Annotated in this window: 12 protein-coding genes; 4 read left to right on the forward strand and 8 right to left on the reverse strand. The window is 57.7% G+C overall.

Annotation, left to right across the window (positions count from 1 at the left end; all coding sequences use genetic code 11):
- The coding region (locus M2360_RS24280) for a recombinase family protein (RefSeq protein ID WP_280777977.1) at positions 1–192 on the reverse strand (192 nt) is incomplete at its 3' end.
- Between the two features lie 346 nt (positions 193–538).
- Between M2360_RS24280 and M2360_RS24285 the strand changes: the two genes are divergently transcribed.
- Both M2360_RS24285 and M2360_RS24290 read left to right on the forward strand, forming a co-directional pair.
- Positions 539–1,651 (forward strand): flagellin, encoded by a 1,113-nt coding sequence (locus M2360_RS24285; protein ID WP_280777978.1) that lies wholly within the window; start codon positions 539–541, stop codon positions 1,649–1,651.
- 196 nt (positions 1,652–1,847) lie between these two features.
- Positions 1,848–2,549, forward strand: coding sequence for a DUF2958 domain-containing protein (locus M2360_RS24290; protein WP_280777979.1), 702 nt, complete (start codon positions 1,848–1,850; stop codon positions 2,547–2,549).
- Here M2360_RS24290 and M2360_RS24295 read toward each other — a convergent pair.
- Positions 2,499–3,812 carry a hypothetical protein gene (locus tag M2360_RS24295; RefSeq protein ID WP_280777980.1) on the reverse strand — a complete coding sequence of 438 codons (1,314 nt, stop codon included), beginning with the start codon at positions 3,810–3,812 and terminating at the stop codon, positions 2,499–2,501. The genes M2360_RS24290 and M2360_RS24295 overlap by 51 nt on opposite strands.
- An 89-nt stretch (positions 3,813–3,901) precedes the next feature.
- Here M2360_RS24295 and M2360_RS24300 point away from each other — a divergent pair, with 89 nt between their 5' ends.
- Positions 3,902–4,213, forward strand: coding sequence for a DUF6626 family protein (locus M2360_RS24300; protein ID WP_280777981.1), 312 nt, complete (start codon positions 3,902–3,904; stop codon positions 4,211–4,213).
- A gap of 51 nt (positions 4,214–4,264) precedes the next feature.
- On the opposite strand, the gene M2360_RS24305 is transcribed toward M2360_RS24300, so the two are convergent.
- The 6 genes from M2360_RS24305 to M2360_RS24330 all read right to left on the reverse strand — a co-directional run bounded on the left by M2360_RS24305 (position 4,265) and on the right by M2360_RS24330 (position 11,166).
- Positions 4,265–4,564, reverse strand: coding sequence for a hypothetical protein (locus tag M2360_RS24305; protein WP_280777982.1), 300 nt, complete (start codon positions 4,562–4,564; stop codon positions 4,265–4,267).
- A 108-nt stretch (positions 4,565–4,672) separates the two neighbouring features.
- Positions 4,673–5,338, reverse strand: coding sequence for an AAA family ATPase (locus M2360_RS24310; RefSeq protein ID WP_280777983.1), 666 nt, complete (start codon positions 5,336–5,338; stop codon positions 4,673–4,675).
- A gap of 54 nt (positions 5,339–5,392) precedes the next feature.
- Positions 5,393–6,148 (reverse strand): hypothetical protein, encoded by a 756-nt coding sequence (locus tag M2360_RS24315; protein WP_280777984.1) that lies wholly within the window; start codon positions 6,146–6,148, stop codon positions 5,393–5,395.
- A gap of 112 nt (positions 6,149–6,260) precedes the next feature.
- Positions 6,261–7,244, reverse strand: coding sequence for a hypothetical protein (locus tag M2360_RS24320; RefSeq protein ID WP_280777985.1), 984 nt, complete (start codon positions 7,242–7,244; stop codon positions 6,261–6,263).
- A gap of 139 nt (positions 7,245–7,383) precedes the next feature.
- Complete coding sequence (locus M2360_RS24325) at positions 7,384–7,935, reverse strand: site-specific integrase (RefSeq protein ID WP_280777986.1); 552 nt, start codon at positions 7,933–7,935, stop codon at positions 7,384–7,386.
- A gap of 675 nt (positions 7,936–8,610) precedes the next feature.
- A complete protein-coding gene (locus M2360_RS24330; protein ID WP_280777987.1) occupies positions 8,611–11,166 on the reverse strand; it encodes a hypothetical protein in 2,556 nt (851 codons plus the stop codon).
- Positions 11,167–11,242: 76 nt separating this feature from the next.
- Between M2360_RS24330 and M2360_RS24335 the strand changes: the two genes are divergently transcribed.
- The gene (locus M2360_RS24335; protein ID WP_280777988.1) at positions 11,243–12,226 is read left to right on the forward strand and encodes a hypothetical protein; all 984 of its coding nucleotides are present in this window, start codon (positions 11,243–11,245) and stop codon (positions 12,224–12,226) included.
- Positions 12,227–12,354: the final 128 nt, after the last annotated feature.

Below are 12,354 nucleotides of genomic sequence, written 5' to 3' on the forward strand. Positions count from 1 at the left end.
CGCATTCTTGCCCTTCCATGCGCTGACGCCGATATCGCTGAGGCCTTCATCAAGACGCAGGCCGTGCTCTTTGGCGAAGGACCGGGATTTTTCCATCTGTCGGCGCAGGCTGTCGCCGGATAGCTGTTTGTGGGTGCTCATACGAACGTAGGAATAGGCCCGCGTCCCAGGCCGGGGATGATCTTGGGTCATGTCGTCTCCCTGTCAGCCCACGCCGCCTTGGGCAACGGCGAGGAAGGGCGGGAGCCAGGGCAAAGCGTATCGTGCTATATTAGTGTGCTGTTCCAGCTAACAGGACAAGAGCGCAGGCGGCTCCTGTAGAAAAGGCCGAGAGCGGCCGTTGGAAAGCAAACATAAAATACCCTCAAGTCACTGGCATGACTGCGTTTCGCACCGGAAATCTGCAATTGCGCGAAGCTGAGCCCAGCATGCAGGCCGGGTGTTAAAGCTGCGTTAACTGGCGGCTTGCGCAAACGCATATAACATGACCCTGTGCGGGCTTGCTGCGGGCGGAAACTTGCCCTTGCGAGCGCAGTCCATGACCAGCATTCACACCAACAGCGGCGCGATATCGGCGCTGCAAACGCTGCGCTCGATCAGCGGCGGCATGGAAAAGGCCCAAGGCCAGATATCCTCGGGTTTGCGGGTATCCACGGCCTCCAACAATGCGTCCTACTGGTCGATCGCCACGACGATGAAATCGGAGCGGGCCGATCTGTCTGCCGTGTCCGACGCCATCGAATTCACATCCGTTGTCCTGGCGACCGCCTATGCCGGCATGGACGCCATTCAGAAGGAATTCTCCACAGTCCGAAACCTGATGATCGCGGCCTCGCAAATGCCCGCGCCAGAGATTGCGTTTCCCTGGTCGGCCGTTGATCAGGTGGACCAACTCGACCCCGGCTATAACCGGTCGCAGCAGGCGAAGATTGCCCATGAGGTCGATCAGCACATGCTGCAGATCAGGACAATCCTGCAAAGCTCGTCATTTGCCGGCGTGAACCTGCTCTACGTGGGCGACAACAGCCCGGTTCGGGCAAGCGAGGTGGTCAATTCTTTCGTGACGGGATACGCCGATGGCAGGGTTTTGACCTCGGACCTGGCGTTGAAAGATACGCTGCTCGTCAATGACAGCTTCATGGACGCCGCGACATTTTCCAATATGGACCCCAAGGATGATGGCTTGTTCGATGCATCCTACAGCCTCACCGTAACCGGCGCTGATGGCGACACGCACGCAACGGGTCTCAGCAGTTTCAGCCAATATTCTGTGTCGTGGGAAGGTGGCAGCACCTCGCCGATTGCGAAATCCAACGACATGATCAGAACAGTCGAAATGTATGTCCAGCGCTACGGCGCAGACCGTCAGGCGGCCTGGGACTATCTCATTCCGCAGATCGACGAAAGGCTGCAAGGGCTGATCGACCGGATGAGCACGCTCGGCAGTTTGCAAAAAGCGGTCCAAGCCCATGGCGAGACTGTCGCCGGCAAGATGGATGCCATCGACAGAGGCGTCGGCCGTCTTATCGATACGGACATGAACGAAGCGTCCACCCGATTTCGTGCGCTGGAAACGCAGCAGCAGTTGGCAAACCAGGCGCTGACCATCGCCAACAGCAATGCGGAGAATATCCTGCGCCTGTTCGGGTGACCTACGGCGATGGCCATAAGATGGAATATTTCCATCTTATGGCGGCGGCAGCTTCAGGGGGAGAGCCCCGTACACACGCGGCCATCTCGCCGCGCATCGCTGCAGCAGCGCGCTACATGACCGCACTGCACGAGCGCCGTAGGGTATCTGTGGCGCATGGTAGGGCAGGGGCAGCGAGCAACGCCGCCGGGCGAACATGCTGGCCGCCCAGATTAACCCTGCTGCCGTGTCTGTGCTCGCTCTTCCGACCAAAAGGATTTTTGTTGAGCCGAGACAATCGGATCAGATGCGCATGGGCGGCAGCGATAGGCAGGATGATGACGGTGACGAAACAAAGGCCGCCGCGTCTGTCCTCGACAGTGACCTCGCCGCCTTGGCCCGATCCCGGCTGATGATCGGCACGACACCGCTCAGCGAGCTCAAGCCGCCGAATGCTCGGCCTATGTGGATGCGCTTCGAAGAGGACGGCATTGTTCAAAATCGAATGTACCGGACAACGTCGCTTTGGCGTGTTCGGGTGACGTTCGCTCTCAAAGAGGGGCGCTCGATCCACGCGTTGGAGATGGACGAATGGGGGCGGCTGAAGGCGATGTTCCCCAAGGAAGTCTGTGCCCGTCTCGCCTGGAACGCCACGCATGACGGCGAGGTCAAGCCGGTGGCGCGGTTGTTTGATCCAAACGGCCGTGCCGAACTGCTGCTGTTCCGTAGCCGTTGCCACGGTCATGCCGTCGATGTCCTACACAATCTCACTGATGGTGGTCCGGTGTTTCAGCCGCTCTGGATCTCCGACATTATGCGGCTTCATCCGTTGCTCGGGATCAAGCTGGTGCGCGATGAGGCATTCAATTCAGCCGCGCCGATTAGCATCTTGCTGGACCGCGACAACTCCGCCAGCTGATCGAGAATTGGGTGCCGAGGCCGATGGCGCAGATCTAACCGACGTGGTGTCCGTGGGCATCTGCCCCGTCCAGTTAGTATCATGTATAGATTTATTATACATGCATAATCCAAGAGCATCATGATCCTCAACGAGCACCAGCTCATTCCCAGTCATTTCAATCGCCTTCAAGTCCAAAGAGATAGACAGACACGAAATCCCATCAGCCTCCAACGGCTTGTCTTTTTCCTTATGTCGATTGCGAACACGGTCGATAATCGCCGCACCCGGTGTCAGACCGTTCCGATCGTTTTCGACTTGTACTGCCGCAGCATAGCTATCGGCCTCATCGGCCTCCTTGCTGCCTATGATGACGCGCAGCGACTGAAAGCCGGATCTTCCTGTCGGGCATAGCCAATCCACATAGGCGGCTATATCCGCTGCAGGCCACCAGGCGCGTGGGCGGGCCTTGTCCTCTGCGTCTTCCGCTTCGATGAAGTCCTGAGCATCCACGCGCTTGTAGTCGCGTTCGATGCGGAATTTCAGCGAGTACCGGATCACGTTCTTGAGATTCTCGGCGACATCGCGGTTGGTGCGGAACCGCTGAAGGTCGACTTGATAGCTACCCGTATGGGTTTCTTTGCGCAGCGCTTGGGTGACCTCGTCAGCAGTCAATCTGCCCAGGCGAACGATCGCATGCAGGTGTGGCCGCCAGATAGTCGTGTTGAGGCTTGCGGTGACCGGAAAGCCCAGATCATCGAGGGCGAGGCGCGTGTTGCGGCCAGCGACCTGATAGTCGCTGAAGCTCATGCGATCGATCTCCCACCACCCCATGAGCTGGAAATCGTCCCAGCGGGAATCTTTCTTGCGGCGTCTATCGATGAGTGTTCGCAGGCGGCGCTTTTCGATTTCGGACAGCTCGGTCATGCCGCTAAAATCCAGCTGCACGGGCAGGAGGATCGTGGCGAAAGACATTTCCTCGTTCACCGCGCCGACGAATTCCCTCTTGATGGCGATCGCCGATTGCACCGTGCGCTCACGCATATGGCATCTCGGACAAAGCGGCACTCGACAATAAATGATGTTGTTCCAGTCGTCGCGCTTGCCGCATTCCGTCATTTGATCCCGCAGAAAATGCTTTGCGGGCAGCGCATCCATCACCACGCGGCGCTGTTCGTGATGTGCGTCCGTAAGATATTCGATCTTCTTTTTATCGCGGCGCGTGAACCCGCTACCCAGCTTAGTCATCATATTTGCGCGAAACTTTTTGATTGGCGTCTTCATCAAAATCTCCATTCTTATCAATGTGCTAGTTATTTAGTACCTGGGGCGGATGGACTGACGGAGCGCATAAATAAGGGTGGAGGTGCCCAATGAATGTTTCCGAAATTTACCAATCGATGCGCTCACTCGGACTGGCAAGCTCGCAGGTGCAGTTCTCGACCGTGTGGCTCGGCCGCAGCCCGCGATATTACTCGCAACTCGTGGCGACTGACCGTGAGCCGAGTGTCGGAGCCTTGCTAGGGCTCTCGGTACGGCTCGACCGTATTGCTCGGTCAATGAAGCCGGACGCTGCGTCGGCAGTTCGCGATCTGGTGAGTTCGCTGGGTGATTGCTACGAGCGGCGCGAGATGGTGGCCGTTCGCCGGCGCAAAAGATATGACGTGTCTCATCCCGATCATTAAAGCAGAGGGCAGCGTATGCGACGGTGCTGCCCTCTTGTCGCCAAAGTTCTCTCAGGACCTTTGGCTATCGAAGAAAGCGGCTAGCTCACGCCGATACTCTTCAAGTACGCTGTCGTCTTCACCGTACTGGAAGGCGTCGTGTGGGCTGACGTCACCGGCTTTTGCGGCGGTGTATATTGGATTCCGGTCCAACCACTCGACCGGCAGAGTATTGTCGAGCTCGAGCCGCAACACGATCATTGCACATCTCAACGCGTCAACCCGCGGCCGGATTGAATCGTATATTTCCGGCATTTCGGTTTGATACCTGTATAGGCTGCAGTCGGCATCATATAGAGCATCGCTCATCATGGCAGTATTTCCTTCTTCGGTTTCGATTTTGTCGTGTTACACGACCTGGGAAATGAAGGAGCGCGCCGCACCTCCATTGAGGTATTGCGGGCGCGAACCCGCAATCGGTCACGGCATGCTCATACGCGTGACGATGTCTTCGATGACGCCCCACATGTCGCGGAACGTTGCCAGGCCGCTACTATCCTTGGTCAGCGCTGCTCGAAGGTCTTCGACGGCGTATGGGATCTTCTCGCCATCGAGAACGCGGCGGGCCATGGGGAGTACGTCGTCAACCGTTGTCGCCGGGACTTCGAGAACAAGACAACGGTCGCGTACGGGTTCACTCAGCCCGCTCAAATGGTTCGTCGTCATGACGAAGAACACGCCTCTGTCTGTCGTCGGATATTTCGTCAGCATGCCTTTGAGCGCAGACATCGCGGGTGTGCTGAATTCATGGACTTCGTCGAGGATGACGGCACGCAGGTTGCGCGTGTTTCGTGCGAACAGTTGAACTGTCTGACCGACGCTCCTTATCGCCTTAACACTTGGATCTTCGGAGACATCCACGAAACGGATGTCAGCTGGCGACATATCGGGTGCCATTTCCGCAGCCAGCAGCTTGGCCAGCTGCGTTTTTCCGCCGCCGGGCGGGCCGACGAGCAGCAATGGACGCGTGAGTGTGCCCTTGGGGTAACCGTGAATTACGGCCATCGTCTTGAGATTGAAAGTAGTGTAGTCGGCGAGCTTCGTCGGCTCGTACTTCGACATGAGCGAAGATAAGTTGACGGTCATCGGGGATATCCTTGTTGGGGGGAGGTGGTGGCGAATGGCCACCACCGCGGTCGATCACTCGGACTTGCCAGCGAGCCGGTCCTTGGCAGCATCTTGTTCGGCCGTGTTCGGCACGGCTGGCTTCAAGATGACCTTGAAGTCCTTGACGTTCGCCGGGTTGGCGAGCGCTTCGCCGACGCGCTTGACCATTGCTTCCACCGCACCCTTGGCCGTGTGGATAGCAACGACCTCGAAATTGCCATCCGCGCGCTCACTGACGAGCCAAACAGCCTTCTTAGAGTCGGAGTGAACCGGGAACTTCCACTGGGCCTTATTCGGCTTTGCAACCATGAACGCGCCGGCACGCTCGCCGGACATCGCGTCGTTGGCTTTGGCGATCGCTGCCTGCCTGTTGGCTTTGTTTTCCTTGCTCAGCGCGTCGAGATCGCCACGGCGAACAGCCTCGATGCCACCCTTTTCCTTCACCCATTCGGCAAAATCTTCGACGGCGACGTTGAGCGCATCTGCTTTCAACAGCGCAGCGGCGTACGAACTGGCCTTGGAGGAGTCGGCATTACGGAGGACCAGCTTAACCGCCACAACTTCACCGGACGATACCGTTTGCACCTTGACGCCAATTTCCTTGGCGGCCTTGTGCAGTTCGACTCTAATGAAGGTCTTCGTCAGCCGATAAGCCGCTTGCAGAGCCATATAGAGTGACTCGTTGGTCTTGCGCACATTGTCCATGTACGCGGCGACCTGAACGTCTGATGCATCGAGAGCCTTCTTCATCTCGACGCTTGTGATCTTGTCTGTAGTAATGTCTGCCATCGTTTTCTCCTTGATTGGCGTTGCGACAAGGAGACTTTTAAGCTGGGGTCGGGATTATCTCATCGACGCCGTTTTCCGATTTTCCCTTTAATGTCAATGAATTGAATATCGACTACACTTTTGGGCCAAGAAAAATGAGAGCCGACAAAGCCATGTGAGGGTCCAGGTCGAAACTATCGTAGTTGCTGGTCCCCTGTTCCCCAGCTGCGATGGCTGCAGCCAGACGACCACCACGAGAGGACGTGGCGATAAACGGATCAACAAGGGGCAGGGTATCGACGGAATATCGGCGCTCAAGGCCGAGCAGTTGCCTTTCGTGCTGCGCGGCATCGCGAGAGTGCTTGGGCACGTTCTTCACCCAATCCACCACATCCATCATCGCAAATTTTAGGGTTCGCTCATCATCTGGGCGCTGGACATCGCGGGCGCGGCTATATGGAGAAGTGGATAAGGTCTTCGCCAAAGGCGGCGCTGGTTCCTTCGTATCTCGGATCGGTTCAGCAACCGTCAAACCATTTCTCCGCATCTGCCCACGTCGCTTCTGTGTCAGGCTATTTTCGACCCGGAGCGTTTCGTGAGACACCGCAGGCGGCAACCGGCGTTGCTTGAACATTGATAGTTTTTCGATTTCTTCTCGCTCGTGAGGGAGATAACCGTCGCGATAGAAGGCGCGAGCATCTGCCTGCAACTGGGCAATCGCGCCGCTTCTCGTGTACTGTGCGCCATTCCTCAATTTAGAGTTGCGGTATTTCGGTAGACTTAGTTTGGCCAGCAATGCCGAATTTCGTTCGTCTTTCAGCTGTTCGGCTGTTGGGTTCTTTTTGGGAGCTTCATAGAGCGTGGTCCCAATAGGCAAAATGTCCGCGCGCTCAGGTCCAGAAACAACATTGTCCTTTTTCTTTTTCGCCTTCACCTTGGCTTCCCGCATTTCCTTTGCGTCAGCCTCCGCGCGAGTTTCAATTTGAGCGCTATCGACAAACCACGCCCGGTCAACAAACTTCGCGCTCTCCAGATAACCAGTCACCGCGTCGTCGATCCTGAGGACGTTACGGTGTTTGCGCAGACGAATGATCGCTTCTTCAATGTGTATAACCATCCCCAAATTCTATCCGCAAAACTCCTAACTTGCCGTGTAACCCGAAAAAAATCGAGATCTGCTCTCGATGTCCGAGGAAGGGGTCGACAGCTCGCGGCGACGTCGATTCTGAGTCGGCGGTGTGGTAGTTTCCCGCCATCTAGAGAAGGTCGACGGCCGCCCGCATCATTTCGTCTCGCACATCTATATAGCGCTGGGTCGTGGTCAGGTTCTTATGGCCGGCCAGGGTCATGATAACCTTCGGGCTCACACCGGAGTGGGCAAGGCGGGTGATGAACCATCGGCGACCGCTGTGCGAGGTAGCTCCATCAAGACCGGCTTGGCCGTAGAGTTGGGCCATGAGCTGGCACAAAGTGTTGGCGGAGAACGCCGTTCGCTTCTGGGTCAATAAAAGCGGCGCGCACGCTGGTCGTTCCTCAGGCCATTCCGCCCGGTGTCGTTCTATCTCACGGCGCAGTTTCTCGCCGACAAACACGACCCGGGCATGACCGCCCTTTGTGATCTCGGCCCGTAGCCGGATTTGCTCGCGCACTTTGCCGTCGCTGTCGAAAACATCTTGCGCGGTCAGAGCGGCAATCTCACCTACGCGTAGGCCGGCGAAGTGCGACAGCATCAGCGCGAGCCGGTTCCTGCCCGCATGCTTGTTCTGCGCTACGACCGCCAGCAGCCGTTTGAATTCCTGGTCCGTCAATACCCTTGCTTGTTTCACACATTCCTCACGATAGGCATGGTTTCCAGTCCTTTCATTGTGTTTCCGATTGGCAAAAAGGGCGACCGTAATTTAGCGGCAGAAAATCTGCAGCAGGATCAAGGCGCTAGGGTAGGGGCGGCGTGGAACCAAAGGAAATGCATGTTATATTAAGTTAATCCGCAGCGTTTGAAAGCTTGCCATGGATCATATCGCGATGGATATGCGATATTCGCGGAATGGTTGATTCTGGGATTATTCGCGAATTCGATCCTCTGGCAGATTCGAATCCTGTCGGGTTCGCCAATCTGTTCAAAGATTTAGGGCTAGTTTTGGCTTCGGACATGCGACGGATCCCCAATTTGGCCGCAGCCGATATTGTTGCCCAGCGTGTCGGTGGGGGAGCATCAACTGAATTCGATCATAATCTGGATAATTGGCATGAACGATATCGCGTTCGTCATCCGACCATAACTTATCGCCTCGAAAAATCGCTGTCACGCAGCACTGCTCGTTATGGTTGCGCGCTCCGCTCAAGCCGTTTTGAGCGGCTCCAATCTCAAAGCCCCGGCTTTGCTGGGGCATATTTACTAAACCAGATGAGGCTCAACGATTCAACTGGCCGCGTCAGTACCCGGGCGCTTTACAACCTCGCGCCAGGAGAGAAGCATGTGTTGGTTATGCCGGCGCTGCGGGCAGCCGGGGTAATGCAAGCGTCGCCGGAAGATTTATGCCGAGTGACGAAGTTGGATCGCCGGCGAAACCGGAGAACGCTTGCCACGTGCTTCGGCAGCGGCGTGGCCACACCTGAAGCGCACGGAGAAGCTCGGGAGGCACGGTCAAACCCGCCGCGCGGGCCTGAACAACGAGTTTGTCAATCTCGCTGCGCGCCTTCATAATGACCAGTCCCTTCGCATATCCGGGCAGAAGATCTGCGATCTCTATGTTTTTGTCGCCCTGCCGCCGCGATATGGTGCCGAGCCAGTCGCTGACGTAGCCACGCAGTTCATCGGCTTCCTTCATCAGTTCGCCGGGAATGGCCGTGGCCTGCTGCGATATGCGGCGAAGCACGTATTGTCTGCGGGTTTCATCCATGTTGCCGATGCCGGCCCAAGTTTCCAACACGGACAGAAGCGTCGTCATCGCCTCCATCGCCTCGCTTTCGAGGCTGGGATACTTCCGCTCGATGGCGGCGATTACCTCCTGGCAAGCGAGGACCGTACCTTCGAAGCTGTCCAATATGCTCCGGTAGTGGCGGGCGTCCTCATCGGATATTCGCTCCAGTGCGACAAGCAATTTCTCGGCACGGGGTTGGAGATTGATACCCTTATGCCGCTCGCCGGTATCGCCGGTCGTGTCCGAAGTTTTCAACATCTGCCGGATTTTCTCGCGCTCGGCATCAATGTCTCGCTTGGCCGCGACCAGCGCCGAGAGCAAGGTGAGCAACGCATCGGGCTCTTGCCGAACAAGCGCGCCATCGTCACCGAATTGGGCGACGAGATTGGCGTGCAGATCTCGGTCTTTCGGCTGCAATGCATCCAGAAAGTCGCGATCCCTCGCAATGGCGGAGATCTGTCGTATCACAGCGGCGATCTCAAGCGCATTGTGCCGCGTCGGGTCGAACTCCCGGCATGTCGCAAGCACAGCTTCGAGAGCGTCCGTCCTTTGGTTTTCCAGCAGGAACAATGCGGCTTCCGCCTGCTCTTCCACGCCGTTGGCGGCACTGAGCGCCCCGGCGGCACCAATGAGCCGCAACGCGAGTTGCGCGACGCCCGGATGCCGCTCAAAGCTGGAACCCGGCTGGGTGTGTAAGAGATCTCCCGCCGGTCTCAGCGTTCTGGCCAGCAGATAGGCAGCGCCGTCGCCTTGATAGAGATCCCAGTCACGTTCGAGCATATCTCCGTTTATGTGCGCGCGGCCCGCCGCATCGGCAAGCAGGGGCGAGAGCTCCTGCGGCTCTTCCGGAGCTCCCATTTTCTTTAGCCAATTGCGCAGCGCGGGGCTGGCGTTGGTCCTGGATGGCCGGGAAACCATCGGAGGTGGTTCGGACATCTGTAGTTCGGCGACCAATGGATCGCCTTCGTAGTGCCCCTCGGGAAGGGGTATGAAGCGATTGGGGCCGGCGAGGTAGGAGACCGTGCCTGTGCCGTGGTCCCGGTCCTCGACGCGGAAGTGCCGGGAGCGCGTGTCATAGAAGACGATGTGATCGCCGCGCGCGGCATGGTAGAAACGAAGCAGGTATCGCTTGTCGTCCCGAATGATATCGAGGCCCGAACCAGGTTCCGTCTGGGGACGGCCGAGGTTGTACATGCGGCGCTCCTTGAACAGCGAGAAGCCCTGTAGGGAGCTCATCCCGGCGCGGATTTGCCGTTCGATCAGGATTAGCAGGTCGCGCTCCACATCTGGAACACGCATGGCGGCCGGTGGGGTCGAGCCCGGCGTGGCACTCTTCGCAGCATGATCCGCCAATGCCTTGTTCCATTGCGAAACCACAGTCCGCTGGCGGAGAATGTGGACCACATAGAGGCCGTTGAGCAGTTCCGGATCGTCCACGCTCGATTCAACCGCAATAGGCAATGCGGCAATCCTTCGCGATTTCCGCGCGGTGATTTCTATCGCCGGGACATCGTCATCCCAGTCGTCCTCGGCATATGCCGGCGGGGTACTCAGCTCATATGTTTCGGCGGTCAGGCGAACCGTTTCGGTGGGCCGCGGAATGACCTGCTTGAGGCGACCAATCCTCGTCGCTTCACGCGAATTGTCGGCGTCGGCAGGCAAATGCAACGCCCAACTCACGCCCCCTCCGTGAAGTAGATCTCGGATTTTCTGCTCTGCGAACAATCTCCAGACCGCCTGCATGCCGTCGTTTCCGGCGTTCAGGGTAATGGCACGCATATCCAATGGATCATCGGTCTGTCTCGTGAGCTCGAAGGTTTTCAGCGGCATCCAGCGCGGCTCTTTCCAGATCAAGAGTTCTAGCGTGCTGGTGCCCGCGGGCAGGGTGATCGGCCTGAGAAACGGTGCCTCGTAGTGGCAAGGAAAGGCATCGACCACCACGCCGGACCGCACGCCGGCGGCGGCGGCGTCGGCGGTATGGGCCACTGCGATGACGATGCCTGCGCTCGTCGCGCCCGGGGGCGCATGGCCGGAGTTTTCGGGATAGCCTATCACGGCGCGGTTGCCGCCGTTCCAAGCCAACCAAATCCGCTTTCCGTCCAAGTCAAATTCAAGCATAATAGAAAATACCTGGCTCGCGTATCGACAGTTGCATATATAAATTACTTAAATCGCCGACGAAGGGAACTTCAAAGTGAATGAGCAAGCGAAAGATGCATCTTTTGTCGAGAAGAGGGTTGGACTCATCGGTCCTCCAGGATCAGGCAAATCCTTCCTGTTTCAGGATATTGCCGACTGTGTCTCCCGCGGGCTTCACGGTTTCGCGCAGCAGCATCGACTGAGCGTCCAGCCGGCGGGGGAGTACCGAAAGTTCCTCAGGCGCGAGCGCTACCAAGTGCCAGAAGCCACGACCGATAAGGTGGATGCTCGGCTCGAACTGCGGTACCTTGACAATGGAATAGAGTACCGGGAGCAGGTTCACACCCGCGATGGACCGGGAGAATTGTATTTCCGCAATGTGGACGAGGTGCGTCCCGTTGCCCAGATGCAATCGGCCAATGCTGCCACCGGTTCCGACGCCGCGGCCAATACCGCCACTCTCGACGACATGCGTCGAGAGTGGCACGAATGGCTGGGGGCGGCGGAGGGGCTGGTTCTCGTCGCCTCGCCGCAAAGGATCACTACACGCTCCTTTGTCTCGCGCGTGACGGAGTATGTCGAGGATTTCACGGAGGAGGAGAATTTGTCGGGGCGCAGACTCAGTGAATTGCAGCGGATCGTGATCACGGTCACCATGTTCGACTTGCTTCTGCTGCCATTCGGCACGCAGGCGCTGAACGTGGCTCTGCAGCCGGATGCCGTCTTGCAGATATTGCGCACATATCTGACGTCGGTAAGTCCCGAGCTGGGCGACATGGTTTCCTATCTGCGTGGTCAGGCCAAGAAGAAGCTCGACATACGGGTGCTCGCGACCTCGAGCTATGGTTTCAACCTGGAATTCGGTTGCCCCAATGTCGATCCCGACGCGACGCCCTATGCGCCCCATGCAAGCCAGTTGCCCCGCCCGTTCGACGTCGATGCCGCCAAACGGTTCCCATATATGACTGCTGACGCCTTCGTGTTCGCGGCGACGGGTCTCGAGAACGAATTCTTGTTTCCACTCCAGAAGGTGATCTAGGCGATGCGCGCACTCCGTGCTTGTGCAAGCTTCGTATGTTAACGGATCGGAAAGGCGGGAGCGTTAATATTTCTCGCTGGTACGTGCAATGCATGGTGTGGCAAAAACGCTGATCCTAGGAACTGCGA

Origin of the sequence: Rhizobium sp. SG_E_25_P2 (genome assembly GCF_029892285.1) — a bacterium.
GTDB lineage: Bacteria > Pseudomonadota > Alphaproteobacteria > Rhizobiales > Rhizobiaceae > Rhizobium_E.

Excerpts from the sequence above, each read along its gene's own strand:
- M2360_RS24285 (WP_280777978.1), top strand. The coding sequence starts at position 539 with ATGACCAGCATTCACACCAACAGCGGCGCGATATCGGCGCTGCAAACG.
- M2360_RS24290 (WP_280777979.1), top strand. The coding sequence starts at position 1,848 with ATGCTGGCCGCCCAGATTAACCCTGCTGCCGTGTCTGTGCTCGCTCTT.
- M2360_RS24295 (WP_280777980.1), bottom strand. The coding sequence starts at position 3,812 with ATGAAGACGCCAATCAAAAAGTTTCGCGCAAATATGATGACTAAGCTG.
- M2360_RS24300 (WP_280777981.1), top strand. The coding sequence starts at position 3,902 with ATGAATGTTTCCGAAATTTACCAATCGATGCGCTCACTCGGACTGGCA.
- M2360_RS24305 (WP_280777982.1), bottom strand. The coding sequence starts at position 4,564 with ATGATGAGCGATGCTCTATATGATGCCGACTGCAGCCTATACAGGTAT.
- M2360_RS24310 (WP_280777983.1), bottom strand. The coding sequence starts at position 5,338 with ATGACCGTCAACTTATCTTCGCTCATGTCGAAGTACGAGCCGACGAAG.
- M2360_RS24315 (WP_280777984.1), bottom strand. The coding sequence starts at position 6,148 with ATGGCAGACATTACTACAGACAAGATCACAAGCGTCGAGATGAAGAAG.
- M2360_RS24320 (WP_280777985.1), bottom strand. The coding sequence starts at position 7,244 with ATGGTTATACACATTGAAGAAGCGATCATTCGTCTGCGCAAACACCGT.
- M2360_RS24330 (WP_280777987.1), bottom strand. The coding sequence starts at position 11,166 with ATGCTTGAATTTGACTTGGACGGAAAGCGGATTTGGTTGGCTTGGAAC.